Consider the following 17,256-nt stretch of genomic DNA (forward strand, 5'->3'; position numbering starts at 1 on the left):
CTACGTGCAGGACCGCATGCGCGAGGTCGGCCGCGATCTCTGGTCATGGCTCGCCGACGGCGCTCATGTCTATGTGTGCGGCGACGCCAAGCGGATGGCGAAGGATGTCGAGCGCGCGCTTGTCGAGATCGTCGCGCAGCATGGCGCACGCTCGACCGACGAAGCCATCGCCTTTGTCGCGGAGCTGAAGAAGCGCGGCCGCTATCAGCAGGACGTGTATTGATGGTGGGTGCTCCCCATCCGGTCGTCCCCGCGAAAGCGAGGACCCAGAATCAGGAAGACTGGATTCCCGCTTGCGCGGGAAAGAGCGGACATGGAGAGCGCGTCTCTCAGGGACGCCCGAGATGAACGCGCCTTCCAGCATCCCGCCGGTCGTCCGCACCACCTGTCCCTATTGCGGCGTCGGCTGCGGCGTGCTCGCCTCGCCGGACGGATGCGGCGGCGCGATGATCTCGGGCGATCCGGATCATCCGGCGAATTTCGGGCGCCTTTGCTCGAAAGGCTCGGCGCTCGGCGAGACGCTCGCACTCGACACGCGCCTCCTCCATCCCATGCTGCGCCAGCCTGACGGCGCCTACGCACGCACCAGCTGGGAGACCGCACTCGATCAGGTCGCCGAGAGCTTGCGCCGTATCATCGAACGCGACGGCCCCGATGCGGTCGCCTTTTATCTCTCCGGGCAGCTGCTGAACGAGGATTACTACGTCGCCAACAAGCTGATGAAGGGATTCATCGGCACCGCCAATGTCGATACCAATTCGCGGCTCTGCATGGCGTCGTCGGTCGCCGGTCACAGGCGCGCCTTCGGCGCCGATACGGTGCCGGGCTGCTATGCCGATCTCGATGAGGCCGATCTTCTCGTCCTCGTCGGCTCGAACGCCGCCTGGTGCCACCCGGTGCTGTTCCAGCGCATGATGACGAACAAGCGCGAGCGTGGCGCGAAGATCGTGGTGATCGATCCACGCCGCACCGTCACCGCGGACGAGGCCGACCTGTTCCTGCCGATCGTGCCGGGCACCGATACGGTGCTGTTCGCCGGATTGCTGGCGCATCTTGCGGATCGCGATGCGCTCGACGAGACCTATATCGATGCGCACACGTCCGGCTTTGCAGATGCGCTTGCGCGCTGCCGCGCCATCGCGCCGGATCTGGATGCGGTCGCCGCGGCGACAGGGCTTGCGCGGTCTGACATTGCGCATTTCTTCGATCTGTTCCGCGCAACGCAGCGCGTCGTCACCTGCTATTCGCAGGGCGTCAACCAGTCGGCGCAGGGCACCGACAAGGTCAATGCGATCGTCAATTGCCACCTTGCGACGGGTCGGATCGGCAAGCCCGGCACAGGGCCGTTCTCGCTCACCGGTCAGCCGAACGCGATGGGCGGCCGCGAAATCGGCGGGCTCGCCAACCAGCTTGCGGCGCATATGAATTTTTCGCCCGCCGACATCGATCGGGTCGGCCGGTTCTGGCAAGCGCCGAACATGGCGCAGCGCGAAGGCCACAAGGCCGTGCAGATGTTCGAAGCGATCGCACGCGGCGAGATCAAGGCGCTGTGGGTGATGGCCACCAACCCGGTGGTCTCGCTGCCCAACGCGAGCCGCATGCGCGCGGCGCTCGAAAAGCTCGAACTCTTCGTCGTGTCCGACAACGTGATGGCGACCGACACCATCGCGGCCGGTCCGCACATCCTCCTGCCGGCCGCCGCCTGGGGCGAGAAAAGCGGCACGGTGACGAATTCCGAGCGGCGGATCTCGCGGCAGCGCTCATTCCTGCCGCTGCCCGGCGAGGCAAAGCCGGATTGGTGGATCGTCACCGAGGTCGCGCGCCGGCTCGGCTTTGCCGCGGCCTTCCCCTATTCGTGCGCCGCGGACATTTTCCGCGAGCATGCCGCTCTCTCCGCATTCGAGAATGACGGCACGCGCGATTTCGACATTGGTGCTTACGCGACGTTCGATCAGAAGTCGTTCGATCAGCTCGCGCCGTTTCAGTGGCCGCAGGCTCTGGCCGGCAAAGCGAAAGAGACCCGGTTCTTTGCAGAAGGCGGATTCTTCACACCGGATCGCAAGGCGCGTTTCGTTGCGCCGGAGCCGCCCGCCCCGCGCTATCGCACCGACGCGACCTGGCCCTTCACGCTGAATACCGGCCGCATCCGCGACCAGTGGCATACGATGACGCGGAGCGGCCTCAGCGCACGGCTCGCCTCGCATCTGCCCGAGCCTTTTGTGGAGATCCATCCGCGCGATGCGGAACGCGCGGGACTTAACGATGGCGATTTCGCACGGGTGACGACGCCGTTCGGCGCGTGCGTGCTGCGCGTGCGGTTGAGCGAGGGACAACGCCGCGGCTCGCTGTTCGCCCCGATCCATTGGAGTGCCGCCAACGCGTCCTCGGCCCGCGTCGGCGATATGGTCAATTCGGCGACCGACCCGATCTCCGGGCAGCCGGAATCGAAAGCCACACCGGCCGCCCTTGCGCGGGTCGATTATCGTTTCGCCGGATTCCTGCTGACCCGGCGTCCGCTCGTCCTGCCGAAGGAAACATGGTGGGCGCGCTCCTGCACCGAAGGCGGCTTCGGTTATCTCTTCGCGAGCAACGACAGCACGGAAAGCTGGCGCGCCTGTGTCGGGGCGCAAGCCGGAGACGGGGTCGCGCTCTCGGAATATGTCGATGCGCCGCGCGACACCTACAGGGCGGCGGCTTTCACGGAAGGCCGGCTTTCGTTTTGTCTGTTCGTCGGCCAGGCCGCGCAACGCCCGCAATGGACGACGGTGAAAGCCTTGCTCGCTGCCGAATGCCTTGGCGAAAGCCAGCGCCGTCTCCTCCTCTCCGGCCGCTCGGCCGAAGGCCTCGCCGATGCGGGCCCCGTTGTCTGCGCCTGTTTCGGCGTCGGACTGAACGCCATCCGCGAAGCGCTCGCATCGCGCGCCGCAACCGATATCGCTGGCATCGGCGCGGTGCTGCGCGCCGGAACGAATTGCGGCTCCTGCCTGCCCGAACTGAAAAGGATTGTGGCCCATGACCGACACAGCCAGCCCGCGCTCGCCGGTTGAACGATCCAGTCCGCGCATGCAGGCGCTGGCGCGCCTGCCGGTCTTCTTCGGCCTTACGGGCAAGCGCGTCCTCGTCGCCGGCAACACAGTCGGCGCCGCCTGGAAGGTCGAATTGCTCGCGGCCGCCGGCGCCAATGTCGATGTCTACGCCGAAGACCCATGCGGGGAATTGTGCGAGGTCGCGGCGGCTCCCCCTGCGGGCTCCGTCACGCTTCATCGCCTGCCATGGGATCAAGGCGCGATAGCAGGCTGCGCCCTCGTTGTCGGCGCATGCGAGAGCGCCGAGGAAGCGCAACGATTCCACGCCGCGGCGCGCGCTGTGTCCGTGCCCTGCAACGTCATCGACCAGCCGGATTATTGCGACTTTTCCTTCGGGGCGATCGTGAACCGCTCGCCCCTTGTCGTCGCGATTTCGACGGACGGTGCGGCGCCGGTTTTCGCGCAGGCCATCCGGTCGCGGATCGAAGCGATGCTGCCCGCAGGCTTCGCACGATGGGCGGACGCGGCGCGAAGCTGGCGCAGCGCGGTGAAGCAATCCGGCCTCTCCTTCAACGGCCGGAGGCTGTTCTGGCAGGTCTTCACGCGCGCGGCCCTGCAAAATCCGAACGGCGAACCCTCGCGCGCCGATTTCGAGGCACTGCTGCGGCAGACCGGTACTGAGGCCCCGGCCGCCGAACAAGGCTCGGTGACATTGGTCGGCGCAGGTCCCGGCGATCCGGAATTGCTGACGCTGCGTGCGGTGCGCGCGCTGCAATCGGCCGATGTGATCCTCTACGACGATCTCGTTTCGAACGAGGTGCTCGATTTCGCGCGCCGCGAGGCCAAACGCATGCTGGTCGGCAAGACCGGCCATGGCCCATCCTGCAAGCAATCCGAGATCAACAGCCTGATGGTCGGCCTCGCAAAGAGCGGCCGCCGCGTGGTGCGGCTGAAGGGCGGCGATCCGATGATCTTCGGACGCGCCGGCGAGGAGATCGACGCCTGCCGTGCGGCGGGCATCGCCGTCGAGGTGGTGCCGGGCGTCACCGCGGCGCAAGGCGCAGCGGGCCGGCTCGGGATTTCGCTCACGCATCGCAGCGCCGCGCGGCGCGTGCAGTACCTGACCGGACATGGCGAGAACGGCGCGTTGCCACAGGATATCGACTGGCAGAGCGTTGCCGACGACAGCACCACGACGGTCATCTACATGCCGAAGAAGACGCTGCGCCTGTTCGTCGAGCGCGCGCTCGCCGCGGGGCTCGATCCCGCGACGCCGGCGCTCGCGATCAGCAACGCGACGCGGCCGCAGGAGCAGACAATTGCCGCGCCCGTCGGCGAACTCGCCGATGCGGCGCTTCCCGACGGCCCTACCGTCGTGATGATCGGCACTGTCTGCACTGGGGCCATGGACTCCATTCATTCCCGCGAAAGCGGGACTCAAGACTCTGGGTCCTTGCTTTCGCGGGGACGAACGAATGGAGATTCAATCCGGGTCAGATGACCCGTGCGCCGATCGCGCTACACCGTCACATAGCGATGCACGAGGGCGGCATCGCGGTCCATGTCGGCGCTGGTGCCGCGCCACACCGTCCGGCCTTTCTCGATGACGTAATGGCGGTCGGCGAGCCGCTTCAGCACCGAGAGATTCTTGTCGACGATCAGGATCGACTGGCCGCGCGACTTCAGGAGCGCGATGCAATTCCAGATCTCGGCGCGGATCACCGGCGCGAGCCCTTCAGTCGCCTCGTCGAGAATGAGGAGCTGCGGATTGGTCATCAAGGCGCGGCCGACGGCCAGCATCTGCTGCTCCCCGCCCGACAGAGTACGGGCGAACTGGTTGCGCCGCTCCTCAAGGCGCGGGAACAGCTTGAAGACTTCCTCGAGCGTCCACGGATTCTCGCGCTTCAGCCGGTTGGACGAGGTCGCGACCAGATTTTCGTACACCGTCAGCAGCGGAAACACCTGCCGCCCCTCCGGGACAAGTCCGATGCCGCGCCGCGCGATTGCCTCCGGCGCGCGCCCGGCGACCGATTCACCCGAGAACTCGACGCTGCCGCCAGCCGGCGGCGTCAGCCCCATGATCGAGCGGATCGTCGTGGTCTTGCCCATGCCATTGCGGCCGAGCAGCGTGACGATTTCGCCTTCGCCGACCGACAGGTCGATGTCGAACAGCACCTGGCTGCGGCCGTAGCGGGCCTGCAAATTCTCGACCTTGAGCATCATGCGTCGCCCTCGCCGAGATAGGCGACCCGCACGGCCTCGTTGGCGCGGATGTCGTCCGCCGATCCGGTCGCGATCCGCTCGCCGTTGACCAGCACGGAAATGCGGTCGGCGAGCGCGAACACGGCGTCCATGTCGTGCTCGACCAGAAGGATCGTCACCTCGGTTTTCAATGCCTTGAGCAGGTCGATCATGCGCGCGCATTCGGCGGTGCCGAGGCCCGCCATCGGCTCATCGAGCAGCAACATGCGCGGCTTCGTCGCAAGCGCGATCGCAAGCTCGAGCTGCTTCTGCTCGCCATGCGACAATTCGGAGACGACAATCCCCGCGCGATCACCGAGCCCGACGCGATCGAGATGGGTGCGTGCCTCGCTGCGAATGTCGCCCCGCTTGCGCGCATCGACGAAGAACTGGAACGAATGCCCGCGCCGCGCCTGGACCGCGATCGCGACATTGTCGAGCGCCGTGTAATCCGGCAGCAATTGCGTGATCTGGAACGAGCGCGCGAGGCCGCGTTGCACGCGCGCCGGCGTCTTCCACTCCGAAACCTCCGTGCCGTCGAAACGGATGGTGCCGGAATCCTGGTGCAACTCTCCGGCGATCTGGGAGATGAACGTGGTCTTTCCGGCGCCATTCGGGCCGATGAGCGCGTGCAACTCGCCCTCAATCACCTCGAGCGACAGGTTGTTGGTCGCGACGAGACCGCCGAACCGCTTGACCAGACGGTCGACCTTGAGAAGCGGCTCACTCACGTTTCCGGCTCCAGCCAGAGAACAGCGAGGTCAACCCGCCGGTCGAGAACAGCACGATGACGATGAGGATCGGGCCGAGGAAGAATTTCCAGTGCTCGGTCCATGACGTCAGGAAGGTTTCGAGGCCGATCAGCACGGCGGCGCCGAGCAGCGGGCCGAGCAGCGTGCCGGTGCCGCCGATGATGACCATGATCATCAGGTCGCCGGACTTGGTCCAGTGCAGCATGTCGGGCGAGACGAATTTCGAATAATTCGCCATCAGCGCACCCGCGAGCCCCGCCCCCATGCCGGCGATGACGAACGCGGTCAGCTTGTAGCGATAGGTGGAAACGCCGATCGCGGCCATGCGTCGCTCGCTCTGCCGGATGCCGCCGAGCACCAGGCCGAATGGCGAGCGCACCAGCCGCGCGAAGCCGATGAAGTAGACCACGGCGATCGCGAGGATCAGATAAAAGAAGGTGGTGTCGTCGCGCATGTCGAGATCGAACAACACATTGCGCCGCCGCACGATCAGCCCGTCGTCGCCGCCATAGGCCTTCAGCGACACGAACAGGAAGAACAGCATCTGCGCGAAGGCCAGTGTGATCATGATGAAAGGCACGCCGCTCGTTCGCAGCGACAGCGCACCGAGCACGAGCGCGGCGATGCCGCTGACGATGATCGCGGCCGGTATCGTGATCAGGAACTGGTTGGTGCCGGGGATGAAGCCGAGAAACGGCTCGCCCTCGGCGAAGTGGTGATAGAGGATGCCGACGACATAGCCGCCGATCCCGAAATAGGCCGCGTGACCGAAACTGATCATGCCGCCATAGCCGAGGATCAGGTTCAGGCTTGCAGCCGCGATCGCATAGATCGTGATGCGGATTGCAAGTCCGATCAGCGACGGATCGCCGATGGCCTTGGCAAAGACCGGGAAGGCCGCGGCGCAAAGGATAAAGACGATCGCGCCGGCCACCGCCCACCAGTTACGCCGGGGCGACGCGTCGGTCTGCGCGATGTATTTCTCGTCAACCTTGAGCATGGAACAGCCCCTGCGGCCGGATCAGGAGCACCAGCGCCATGACGAGATAGATGCCCATGGACGAAAGCCCCGCGCCGAGGGCGTCGGCTTCCGACGCATTCATGAAGGTCTTCAGGAAGCCCGGAAGGAAGGCGCGCAGGATCGTGTCGGTGAGGCCGACGATCAGCGCGCCATAGAACGCGCCGCGGATCGAGCCGAGACCGCCGATCACCACCACGACAAAAGTCAGGATCAGGATCTGCTCGCCCATGCCGACCTGCACGGCGAGCAGCGGCCCCGCCATCAAGCCGGCAAGCCCGGCAAGCAGCGCACCGAGCGCGAACACCACCGTGTAGAGGAGCCGGATGTCGACGCCGAGCGCACGCACCATTTCGCGATGCGTGGAGCCCGCGCGCACCAGCATGCCGATCCGCGTCTTGTTGACCAGAAGATAAAGCCCGAAGGCGACGAGCAACCCGACCACCATGATGGCAATGCGATAGGTCGGATAGGGAATGCCGGGGATGATCTCCACCGAGCCCGACAGGAAAGCCGGCATGCCGACGAAGAGCGGCGTGCGGCCGAACAGCATCGTCGTGCCTTCGTTGATGAACAGGATCAGCCCGAAGGTCGCGAGCACCTGCTGCAGATGGTCGCGGTCGTAAAGTTTGCGGATCACCAGGAATTCGATCACGAGGCCGGCCAGGGCGGCTGCGATCAGGCCGGCCGGCACAGCGAGGAGAAACGAGCCGGTCCGCGCCGCAACCAGCGCCGCGCCATAGGCGCCGATCATGTAGAGCGAGCCATGGGCGAGGTTGATGACGTTCATGATGCCGAAGATCAGCGTCAGTCCCGCCGCCATCAGGAACAGCATGATGCCGAACTGAAACCCGTTCAGAATCTGCTCAAGCGCCAGCGTCATGGCGGGCTACACGTCATAGCGGCGATTCCCTCACGCCCTTTCATGCATGGAGATCCGGGAGGCTTACGCCCCCCGGATGCGTATCTCAAGCTTAGAGCTTGCAGTCCTTGGAATAGACGTCACCCTTGTCGGTGAACACCTTGCCGATCGTCTTGATGACCGGAGCGCCATCCGGGCCCTTCTCGACACGGGTCGCAACCCAGTCCTGGACCGGGTGCTGGTTCGGGCCGAACTTGAACGGTCCGCGCACGGCCTGGAAGTCCGCCTTCAGCATAGCCTGACGGAACTTCTCGGTATCCTTCAGGTCGCCGTTGACGGCCTTGAGTGCCGCGCCGATCGCGAGCGCGGTGTCATAAGCCTGGCCGGCATAATAGGTCGGCAGACGGCCGGGATATTTCTTCGACCAGGCCTCCATGAACTTCTTGTTGGCCGGATTGTCGAAGTCCGTGTTCCAGTGGGTGGTGCCGTTGGTGCCGATGGCCGCGTCGCCCAGCGCCTTCACGATATTGGAGTCGACCGAGGGAGCCGCGACGACCAGCGGGATCGCGCCGAGCAGGCCGGCCTGCTGATACTGGCGCGCGAAGGTGATGCCGAGACCGCCCGGATGGAAGTGGAACACCATGTCGGGCTTGGCGGCGCGGATCTGCGCCATTTCGGGGGCGAAGTCGGTCTGATCGAGGCGCGTATAGACCTCGCCGACGATGTCGCCCTTGAAGAAGCGCTTGAAGCCGGCGAGCGCGTCCTTACCGGCCGGATAGTTCGGCGCGAGAATGAACGCCTTCTTGTAGCCGAGATTGGTGGCGTTCTGCCCGGCACTTTCGTGCAGCGTGTCGTTCTGCCACGACACGACGTAATAGTTCTTGTGGCAGTCCTTGCCCGCGAAATTCGACGGACCCGCATTGTTGCTGACATAGATGCCGCCGGCATCGAGGATGTCAGGCGCGGTGGCGCCGAGCACGTTCGAGAAGATGATGCCGGTGAACAGCTTGATGCCGTCCGTCTTCAGCATGCGGTCGGCGATCTGCTTGCCCTGGCCGGGCTTCAGGCCGTCGTCTTCCACGACCACCTGCACCGGAACGCCGCCGAGCTTGCCGCCTTCCATTTCAACCGCGAGGTTGAATGCGTCGCGCGAGTCCGCGCCGATATAGCCGCCGGGTCCGGACAGCGTGGTGATGAAACCGATCTTGACCGGCTGCTGCGCGGCGGCACCCGTCGCGAGCAGCGCGGATAGCGCCAATCCGGCGCCAAGCTTGGTCATTTTCACAAGTACCTCCTTCTGGTCACTTCGTCTCATACAGCATTCACGGGATTGCGCATCGCCGGGATCGAGCTGTCGCCCTCTCCCGCTGTCACGATCGTCCGAGCACAGGTGGCGGAAAATGGTCTGTTCGCAACGATTGTGTCCGTCCCGGCTTGCGCGTCAAGCGGTCTGCGCCAGGCGGCCTGCGCCCGGCAGGCCCGCCGCGCCCGATCGTCACACGGAATCGGGACATGGATCGTCTTTCACTCTACTGCGCACAGCACCTCGTCAATCAGTCGCAAGTCGAACCGGCGCTCACGCGGCAGACGACCTCAATCCGTCCGCCTCTTTAGCAAGTTTCAAGCCAGAGGCGGAAAGGGCCGCGCGAACATTGGCCTTTTCGGCTTCCGTCAGTTCCAGCATCGGGCGACGCACCGGCCCTGCCGCCTGACCGAGCAGCGACTGCCAGTATTTTGCATGCGCGTGAGGCTTCTCGGCGGGCCGCGTCTTCTTGAAGGCTTCGCGCACCGGATTGAGGCTGTCGCGCACTTTGCGGGCTGCGGCGGCGTCGCCCTTGAAGGCGAGATCGGTGTATTCGCGAATGCGCTTGTCGGCCGCCGTCTGGAACAGATAGGGCGGATTTGAGCAAAGATAGAGCTGCCAGTTCAGCTCCAGGATGTTGTCGAGCCATTCTTCTTCCGAAGCGGTCGAGACGAGGATCTTGTCACCCGCGAGCCGCGTCAGCTTCGCGTACATGTCCCGCGGCACCGAATATTTGATCGCGACGATGGTCGGCAATTCGGCGATGCGCGCGCAGAGTTCCGGGCTCATCAGGTAGCCGGAATCGGGATGGCTCCACATCGCGATCCCGATATTCACCTGCTCGCCGATATATTTGTAATACTCGTACAGCGTCTCGTCCTGCGCCTTGAAGAAATGCAGCACGGGCGCATGCACGACGATATAATCGGCACCGACCGCCTCGGCATGTTTCGCAAGGTCGATCACCACATCCATGTTCTGGTCGGAGCAGGACATGATGGTCTGAAAGCCGTGCTTCTTCGCCGCATCGACCGCGATCTCGAAGCTGCGCTTGCGCTCGTCCACCGACATCGCGAAGAACTCGCCCTGCTTACCGGCGATGAACACGCCGTCGATGCCGAGATCGTTGTGCCAATGCGCAAGGTTCGACGACAGCCCCTTCTCGTCGATCTTGTAATCCGGCGTGAACGGCGTCAGCGCCGCGGCCCACACGCCCTTCATGTGTTCGCGGGAATAGGCCTTCGCGTCCTTCCTGCCGTATTTCATCGCCTCGTTCCTTCCTTCATTGGCCGGTGTCGCATCGCCGACCACAATTTCTCGCTGGTCAGCGGCATGTCGAGATGGGTGACCCCGAACGGCTTCAACGCATCAACCGCCGCGTTCACGATCGCGGCCGGCACGCCCACGCAGCCGGCTTCACCGATCCCCTTGGCGCCCATGACGTTGAACGGGCTCGGTGTCTCGATCTTGCCAAGCACAAGCTCGGGAATATGGGCCGCGCGGGGTATAGCATAATCCATGAACGATGCGGTCACGAGCTGCCCGTCCTCGTCATAGACGAGGCGCTCCAGCGTCGCTTCCCCGACACCCTGCGCGAGGCCGCCGATCATCTGGCCCTGCGCCAGCATGGGATTGACGATCACGCCGGCATCGTCAACCCAGACGATACGGTCAATCGCAAGAACGCCAGTTTCGGCGTCGATCGTGACCTGCGCGATCACGCAGCCGCTCGACCACGCTTCGCCCTCGGCCTCGTAGACGTTAACCGTCCGCAAGCCTTCGCCGAATTCGGCGGCGATCTGCGCGTCGGCCTTGGCGATCCGCGCAAGCTCGCGCCAGGTCAGGCCGCGGTGCACCGGCACCGCCGTCTCGAAACCGGCTTCCGTCAATGCGAGATGATCGGGGTCGGCCTGCAACAGACGCGCCGCACAGCGCCTTGCCTTTTCGCGGAATTGCTCGGCGGCCCGCAGGAGCGCACTGCCCCCGATCGGCGTCGAGCGGCTGGCCAGCGCGCCGATACCGGCCGGACAGAGCGCGGTGTCGCCATGGGCCACCGCGATCCGCTCCGGGCGCGTGCGCAGCACATCGGCGACGATCTGGGCATAGGCGGTTTCCCGCCCCTGCCCCTGTGCGCTCGAGCCCGTCGCCGCGACAATGCGCCCGTCGGGATCGAGCCGGACTTCCGCGCTCTCCCAGCCCTGTCCGCAGGGCTCGGTATAGACCGCAAGTCCGATGCCGCAGACCTCGCCCTCGGCGCGGCGCTCTTTAAGGAGCCGCACGGCCTCGTCATAGCCGGCCCTTTCCCTGGCCATGTCCAGAAGCCGCGGATAATCGCCTGAATCGAGCACCGAGCCCGTCGCCATGCGGTACGGAAACGCATCGGCCGGAATGAGATTGCGGCGGCGAATCTCGGCCGGGTCGAGGCCGAGCGCATGCGCGGCTTCGTCTGCCAGCCGCTCCATCAGCATTGCCGCTTCCGGCCGTCCGGCGCCGCGATAGATGCCCACGGGCGCTGTGTTTTCCGGCCGGCCTTCGAGAACGATATCCACGTTGCCGCAGACATACGGTCCGGGCAGGCACCGCGCTGCATTCTTGCCCGGCACCGCCGCGCTGTAGGGCAGCCAGTGCCCGAGCGGATAGTCGAGTTTCGCCCGCAGTCCGAGGAATGTGCCGTCGCGATCGACCGCGAGTTCGCCGGAGATCGTTGCGCCCCGGCCTTGCGTTGCGGCGAGAAAATCCTCGGTCCGCGAACCGCGCCATTTCACCGGCCGCTTCAGTTTGAGCGAGGCCAGCGCCACCGCCGCGTCTTCGGGATAAAGCGAGGCCTTGCCGCCGAACGCACCGCCGACATCGGGCGCGATCACCCGGATCTTTTTCTCGGACAATTGCAGGATCGCCGAAAGATCGCTGCGTGCGCGATGCGGCGTCTGGGTCGAGAGCCAGACATTGAGCATCTGCGCACCTTCGTCCCAGAATGCCATGGCGGCGCGCGGCTCGAGCGCGGCCGGCGCGAGGCGCTCATGGTCGATCGTGATGCGCACGACATGGGCGGCTTTAGCGAAAGCCTGCGCGATATCGCCGGCCTTCCACGCGGCCCGATAGACCGGTTCTTCATCCTCCCAGAGCAGCACCGGCTCGATGTCGGCCTCGATCAGCGCCGCGGCATCGGCCGCGATCGAAGCGCGCGTCGCCACCGCCGCCGCGATCGGCTGGCCGACCGCGTTGATTTCCGCGGCCGGGAATACCGGAAACGGCAGCAGCCGCATATCCGGAAGCACGCAATTGACCGCGGCATGGCCGAGCGTACCGGGCTCCGGCGCGCGCAGGACCGCGACCACGCCCGGCACATTCTCGGCATCCGTCGTATTGAGATTGAGGATCCGGCCGCGCGCGTAATTGCTGCGCGCAAATTCCATGAAGAGAGTTTCCGGCAGCCGCAGGTCGTCGACAAACCGGCCCTTGCCAGTCACCAGCCGGACATCCTCGAACCGGCGCAGCGGCTGCCCGACCGATTGTGTCCGCAAAACCTGGTCGCGTGTGGAATCCATGCTCAAACGAGGGCCCATGCCGGCTGTCCGATTAGGCGCCGGCCGCATCCTCAGGCCCGCGCATTCATTGAGCAAGATGACATTATCATATCTATTGATATAACGAGATTATGAATATCACCCTGCGGCAGATCCAGGCCTTCAAGACCGTCGCGGAATTCGGCTCATTCACCCGTGCCGCCGAGCGGCTGAAGGTGGCACAACCCGCGCTCTCGCTGTCGATCCGCGAACTCGAACGCGAACTGAATCTGCGGCTGTTCGACCGCACCACACGGCGTGTCGAACTGACCGGGGCGGGTCGCGAATTTCTGCAATCGGCGGACAAGCTGCTCGCAGATCTTGAGCGCGCGGTGCGCGAGGCGCGCGACCTCTCGGAAAAAAAGCGCGGCCGCGTCGTGGTGGCGGCCCCGCCCCTCCTCGCAGCCATGATCGTGCCGTCGGCGATTGCCGACTTCAACGCCGCCTTCCCCGGCATCGATGTCGGGCTCGTCGATGCGCGCAACGACCAGATCCTCGACCGCTTGCGCGCCGGCGCCGCCGATCTTGCCATCGGCACCTTTGACGAGCGCGCCGACGGCATCCGGCGTGAAATGCTGGCGCAGGATGCACTGACGGTATTCTGCGCCCCCGCCTCGCCGCTTGCAAAAAAGCGCCGGGTTCGCTGGACCGACCTGCACGACCAGAAGCTGATCATGCTGACCCGCGATTCCTCGATCCGCACGCTGACCGAACGCACGCTGACGCAGAGCGGGCACGATGCCGGCAGGCCGCTTTACGAAGTCTCGCAGATGACCACCGCGATCATGCTGGTCGAGGCCGGTCTCGGCGCCGCCGTACTGCCGGCCTATGTCTGGTCCTTCGCGCGCGGACGCGACGTGGTCTCGCGTCCTCTCGTCGAACCGCAGGTCAGCCGTGCCATCTACCTGATCCATCCGGATGGCCGCTCGCTGTCGCCCGCCGCGGAGAGCTTCGCGCGAACCTTGCGCAAGCAGACCCGGACAGCCATCGCCAAGGTGGTGGCCCGTTGAGGGCACTTATTTTCCGCAATTATCAATCCATAACATTTTGTCAGCTTGCAGAATGAATGCGGGCGCGCTGAGATGCCGCAAAAGTATCGGAGATCGCGCATGGCCCGCATCGAACTCGCCGACCGCAACGCTTTGCCGCCGGAGTTCAAGGAGCGCTTCGACATCATCGAGAAGTCGAACGGCTATATTCCGAACAGCTATTTGCAGCTCGCGCACAGGCCGCCGATCCTCGCAGCGCTGATGGATCTCTCCAAGGCCGTGATCCGCGACGAAGGCACGCTCGACCGGGGCTTTCGTTTTCTGATCGCCTATATCTCGAGCCGCACCGCCGGCTGCCAATTCTGCCAGGCGCACAACATCTCAAGCGCCGCGCGCTGGGGGATTTCAGACGAGAAGCTGAATGCAATCTGGGACTATGAGACCTCGCCGCTTTTCACGGACGCCGAGCGCGCCGCCTTCGATTATGCGCGCGGCGCGTCGGTGGTGCCGAACGCCGTCACCGACGAAATCTTCGCGCGGGTGAAGAAGCACTACACGACACCGCAGATCGTCGAGATGACGGCGGTGATTGCGCTGTTCGGCTGGCAGAACCGCTTCAACGACACGCTGCATACCGACCTCGACCAGCACACGCTCGACTGGGCCGCGCAATTCGAGCTCGCCGACAAGACCGGATGGGATCCGAGCGATCACGTTCCCGGCTCACCCAACAAAGCCGCCTAGAAGGAGCCGCGCCATGGCACAAGCAGCAGCTGCCCAGACAACAGAACCGACGTCAGGTCCCACCTCGTTCAACCTGATGAAGTGGATTGCCGAAAATCCGGACAAGCTGAAGCCGCCGACGGGCGCCAAGACCATCTTCCGCGAGGACGATTTCATGGTCACGGTGGTCGGCGGCCCGAATGCGCGCACCGATTATCACGTCAATCCGACCGAGGAATTCTTCTTCCAGCTCAAGGGCACGGTGAAGGTCCGCATCCAGCACGAAGGCAAGCCGCACGACGTGGTGCTGCCGGAAGGGTCGATCTATCTCTTGCCTGCCAACGTGCCGCACGCGCCGATGCGCGGCCCGGACACCGTCGGACTGATCGTCGAGCGCATCCGCAAGAACGGCATGATGGATACCCATCGCTGGTACTGCGAGAAGTGCAACAACGTGCTGTTCGAGAAGACCGCCGCTATCGAGGTCCTGGAACGCGACATGCCGCCGATCTTCGACGCCTATTACAGCGATCCGGAGAATCAGCGCTGCAAGGCCTGCGGGCACATCAATCCGGGCCGCCCGTCGAAGGGATAGCCGCGCTTCACCTTGCGCCAATCGCGCCGCAAACGCCGCTCACCTCTTCCCTCCGGGGGAGAGGTCGGTCGCCGAGCGATGCGAGGCGACCGGGTGAGGGGGAAGGTAATCATCGAGGCACTTGAAGCCCCCTCACCCCAGCCCTCTCCCCCAATGGGGAGAGGGAGCACACCGGTGCCGGCCCAGCTGCATACTCCGTCAATGCCGCGCCCGCTTCACGGTCTCCGAGGGCTTCTCGCCAAACCGCTCCGCATAGGCTTTCGAAAAGCGTCCGAAATGCGCAAAGCCAAAGCCAAGTGCAACGTCGGTGACGTGCCCCTCGCCGGAAATGAGCGCGGCGCGGGCCGCGTCGAGCCTTATGTCGCGCGACAATTCGAGCGGAGAACAGCCGCGATAACGCCGGAACGCCTGCTGCAAGGTGCGCTCGCCGACGCCTGCGATCGCGACGAGTTCATCCAGCCCGACGCTGCGGCGCGGATGCGCGCGGATATGCTCTTCCGCGCGGCGCAGATAGACCGGCGCCTCGTCATCCGCCTCGCAGCGCTGCGTCGCAACCAGTGCGGACAACAGGAGGTCTTCCATTTCGCGGCGAAGCCCGGCCTGCATCGTCAGCCCGCGTGCATTGGCGAGATCGCGGCACAGATGCGCGATCAGGCCGACAAGTCCGTCGCCTTCATCACGCTGCGAGGCGACGGGAGCAAACCTGATCGCACGCGCCGCATGGGCATGCAGCCGCTGGCGCGGAATCTTGATCATCAGCTGATGCGCATCGCGGCTCCAGATTTTCCGGTAGCCAAGACCAGGATTCATCACGAACAGCGTGCCGGGCTTGAGCGCGATCTCGAAGCGATCGGTGCGAAACGCCACCTCCCCGTCCAGCGTGAGCTGCGCCATGTAGCAATCGAGCGCCGGCGCCACGATCTCGACCTCGGAGCCGTAGCGCAGCATCCCGATCGAGGTGTCGCACAGCCGCGCCTGGCGATGGCTGAAATCGAGACGCCGCGCCGACATGCGCAATTCGTGATCCGCGAAGATCGCGGCCAGATGCGAGCGCGCAATGTCGGGGCGCGTCGTCCGGGTGGCAGGCAGGAAGCGGTCGAGCTCGCGCAGAGGTGGAATATCGTAGGCCATGGCATCGGTCCTTTGCACGGATCATGCCTTCGGAATCCGGATAAGTCATGCGCCTTTCGACTAGCGGCGCACCGACCCCGTTGCTCTCATGGCGCAAACCGCAATCGGGAGCCGCATGACATGCTCAAATCGGGAAGGGACTATCTGGAAGGCCTGCGGGACGGCCGCACCGTCTATATCGGACGCGAGAAGGTGGAGGACGTGACCACCCATCCCGCCTTCCGCAATCTCGCGCGCGCCTTTGCCGAATTCTACGACCTCAAGCGCGATCCGGCGCAGCGCGACGCCCTCACCTACGAGGAGGACGGCGATCGCCATTCGATCTACTACATGAAGGCGAAGACCAAGGCAGAGCTTGCGAAACGCTCGGCCGCGCATCGCATTCTCGCCGAGCCGAGCTTTGGTTTGCTCGGCAGATCACCGGACTATATCGCGAGCTTCGTCACCGGCATGAACCTCAGGCCGGAGCTGTTCGGTCCCTTCGCCGACCACGTGCGCAACTACTACAAGTTCATGCGCGACAACGACATTTTCGCCGCTCACGCGATCGTCTCGCCGCAGGCCTCGCGCGACCCGGACTTCTTCCAGCGAAAGAATTTGCCGAACCCGGCCTGCCGCGTGATCGCGGAAAAGGACGACGGCGTCATCATTTCCGGCATGAAGATGCTCGCAACCGGATCGGCCGTCGCCGACGAGATCTGGATCGGAAATATCCTGCCGCTGTCGCCGGAAGCAAAAGCGGAATCGGTGACCTTCGCCGTGCCTTGCAATGCAAAGGGCGTGTCGCTCTGGTCGCGCAAGCCGTTCGCCCCGGCCGCACGGTCGGAATTCGAAGCGCCGCTGAGCTATCGCTTTGACGAAGCCGACGCCATGGTGATGTTCGACAACGTCAAGGTGCCGTGGGAGCGCGTGTTCGTGCACAACGATCCGGCGCTCTCGCGCGGGCTCTATATCGAAACCGCCGCGCATTCCTACGGCAACCATCATTCCAATGTGCGGCTGCTCGTGAAGATGCAATTCCTCGTCGGATTGTGCAGCCGCATCGCGCAG

General features: G+C 64.8%; 14 protein-coding genes and 1 pseudogene. 7 read left to right on the plus strand and 8 right to left on the minus strand.

Annotated features, from left to right (window positions below; all coding sequences use genetic code 11):
• From VN004_RS09035 to cysG, 3 genes and pseudogenes are all read left to right on the plus strand, one after another.
• Positions 1–223, plus strand: a pseudogene (locus tag VN004_RS09035) (sulfite reductase subunit alpha); the annotation flags it as partial.
• Between the two features lie 121 nt (positions 224–344).
• Positions 345–3,047, plus strand: a complete 2,703-nt coding sequence (locus VN004_RS09040; protein ID WP_325609135.1) for a molybdopterin-dependent oxidoreductase — start codon at positions 345–347, stop codon at positions 3,045–3,047.
• Positions 3,013–4,527 carry a siroheme synthase CysG gene (cysG, locus tag VN004_RS09045; protein WP_325609137.1) on the plus strand — a complete coding sequence of 505 codons (1,515 nt, stop codon included), beginning with the start codon at positions 3,013–3,015 and terminating at the stop codon, positions 4,525–4,527. Before VN004_RS09040 ends, cysG begins: the two co-directional genes overlap by 35 nt.
• Before the next feature lie 17 nt (positions 4,528–4,544).
• Here the strand turns inward: cysG and VN004_RS09050 are convergent, their stop codons facing one another.
• From VN004_RS09050 to VN004_RS09080, 7 genes are all read right to left on the minus strand, one after another.
• On the minus strand, positions 4,545–5,246 hold the full coding sequence (locus VN004_RS09050; protein ID WP_325609161.1) for an ABC transporter ATP-binding protein: 702 nt from the start codon (positions 5,244–5,246) through the stop codon (positions 4,545–4,547).
• Positions 5,246–5,998 (minus strand): ABC transporter ATP-binding protein, encoded by a 753-nt coding sequence (locus tag VN004_RS09055; RefSeq protein WP_325609139.1) that lies wholly within the window; start codon positions 5,996–5,998, stop codon positions 5,246–5,248. The genes VN004_RS09050 and VN004_RS09055 overlap by 1 nt, the downstream gene beginning before the upstream one ends.
• Entirely contained in the window at positions 5,991–7,019 is a 1,029-nt protein-coding gene (locus VN004_RS09060; protein ID WP_325609141.1) for a branched-chain amino acid ABC transporter permease, read from the minus strand. The genes VN004_RS09055 and VN004_RS09060 overlap by 8 nt, the downstream gene beginning before the upstream one ends.
• A complete protein-coding gene (locus tag VN004_RS09065) occupies positions 7,006–7,920 on the minus strand; it encodes a branched-chain amino acid ABC transporter permease (protein ID WP_325609143.1) in 915 nt (304 codons plus the stop codon). Before VN004_RS09065 ends, VN004_RS09060 begins: the two co-directional genes overlap by 14 nt.
• Positions 7,921–8,011: 91 nt before the next feature.
• Entirely contained in the window at positions 8,012–9,178 is a 1,167-nt protein-coding gene (locus VN004_RS09070) for an ABC transporter substrate-binding protein (RefSeq protein WP_325609145.1), read from the minus strand.
• 297 nt (positions 9,179–9,475) lie between these two features.
• Positions 9,476–10,468 (minus strand): dihydrodipicolinate synthase family protein, encoded by a 993-nt coding sequence (locus VN004_RS09075; RefSeq protein WP_325609147.1) that lies wholly within the window; start codon positions 10,466–10,468, stop codon positions 9,476–9,478.
• Positions 10,465–12,768: a xanthine dehydrogenase family protein molybdopterin-binding subunit gene (locus tag VN004_RS09080; RefSeq protein ID WP_325609149.1), complete on the minus strand. Its 2,304-nt coding sequence runs from the start codon at positions 12,766–12,768 to the stop codon at positions 10,465–10,467. The genes VN004_RS09075 and VN004_RS09080 overlap by 4 nt, the downstream gene beginning before the upstream one ends.
• Positions 12,769–12,860: 92 nt before the next feature.
• Between VN004_RS09080 and VN004_RS09085 the strand changes: the two genes are divergently transcribed.
• The 3 genes from VN004_RS09085 to VN004_RS09095 all read left to right on the plus strand — a co-directional run bounded on the left by VN004_RS09085 (position 12,861) and on the right by VN004_RS09095 (position 15,075).
• Positions 12,861–13,778, plus strand: a complete 918-nt coding sequence (locus VN004_RS09085) for a LysR family transcriptional regulator (protein ID WP_325609151.1) — start codon at positions 12,861–12,863, stop codon at positions 13,776–13,778.
• A gap of 99 nt (positions 13,779–13,877) precedes the next feature.
• Positions 13,878–14,501 carry a carboxymuconolactone decarboxylase family protein gene (locus VN004_RS09090; RefSeq protein WP_325609153.1) on the plus strand — a complete coding sequence of 208 codons (624 nt, stop codon included), beginning with the start codon at positions 13,878–13,880 and terminating at the stop codon, positions 14,499–14,501.
• Positions 14,502–14,514: 13 nt separating this feature from the next.
• Positions 14,515–15,075 (plus strand): 3-hydroxyanthranilate 3,4-dioxygenase, encoded by a 561-nt coding sequence (locus VN004_RS09095; protein WP_325609155.1) that lies wholly within the window; start codon positions 14,515–14,517, stop codon positions 15,073–15,075.
• 198 nt (positions 15,076–15,273) lie between these two features.
• Here the strand turns inward: VN004_RS09095 and VN004_RS09100 are convergent, their stop codons facing one another.
• Positions 15,274–16,206: an AraC family transcriptional regulator gene (locus tag VN004_RS09100; protein WP_325609157.1), complete on the minus strand. Its 933-nt coding sequence runs from the start codon at positions 16,204–16,206 to the stop codon at positions 15,274–15,276.
• A gap of 120 nt (positions 16,207–16,326) precedes the next feature.
• On the opposite strand from VN004_RS09100, the gene VN004_RS09105 reads away from it, so the two are divergent.
• Positions 16,327–17,256: 4-hydroxyphenylacetate 3-hydroxylase N-terminal domain-containing protein (locus VN004_RS09105; protein ID WP_325609159.1), on the plus strand; the 930-nt coding region annotated here is incomplete at its 3' end.

Source organism: Pseudorhodoplanes sp., assembly GCF_035565855.1.
Classification (GTDB): Bacteria; Pseudomonadota; Alphaproteobacteria; order Rhizobiales; family Xanthobacteraceae; genus Pseudorhodoplanes.

Excerpts from the sequence above, each read along its gene's own strand:
- VN004_RS09100 (WP_325609157.1), bottom strand. The coding sequence starts at position 16,206 with ATGGCCTACGATATTCCACCTCTGCGCGAGCTCGACCGCTTCCTGCCT.
- VN004_RS09080 (WP_325609149.1), bottom strand. The coding sequence starts at position 12,768 with ATGGGCCCTCGTTTGAGCATGGATTCCACACGCGACCAGGTTTTGCGG.
- VN004_RS09095 (WP_325609155.1), top strand. The coding sequence starts at position 14,515 with ATGGCACAAGCAGCAGCTGCCCAGACAACAGAACCGACGTCAGGTCCC.
- VN004_RS09075 (WP_325609147.1), bottom strand. The coding sequence starts at position 10,468 with ATGAAATACGGCAGGAAGGACGCGAAGGCCTATTCCCGCGAACACATG.
- VN004_RS09050 (WP_325609161.1), bottom strand. The coding sequence starts at position 5,246 with ATGCTCAAGGTCGAGAATTTGCAGGCCCGCTACGGCCGCAGCCAGGTG.
- VN004_RS09070 (WP_325609145.1), bottom strand. The coding sequence starts at position 9,178 with ATGACCAAGCTTGGCGCCGGATTGGCGCTATCCGCGCTGCTCGCGACG.
- VN004_RS09040 (WP_325609135.1), top strand. The coding sequence starts at position 345 with ATGAACGCGCCTTCCAGCATCCCGCCGGTCGTCCGCACCACCTGTCCC.
- VN004_RS09060 (WP_325609141.1), bottom strand. The coding sequence starts at position 7,019 with ATGCTCAAGGTTGACGAGAAATACATCGCGCAGACCGACGCGTCGCCC.
- VN004_RS09090 (WP_325609153.1), top strand. The coding sequence starts at position 13,878 with ATGGCCCGCATCGAACTCGCCGACCGCAACGCTTTGCCGCCGGAGTTC.
- cysG (WP_325609137.1), top strand. The coding sequence starts at position 3,013 with ATGACCGACACAGCCAGCCCGCGCTCGCCGGTTGAACGATCCAGTCCG.
- VN004_RS09065 (WP_325609143.1), bottom strand. The coding sequence starts at position 7,920 with ATGACGCTGGCGCTTGAGCAGATTCTGAACGGGTTTCAGTTCGGCATC.
- VN004_RS09085 (WP_325609151.1), top strand. The coding sequence starts at position 12,861 with ATGAATATCACCCTGCGGCAGATCCAGGCCTTCAAGACCGTCGCGGAA.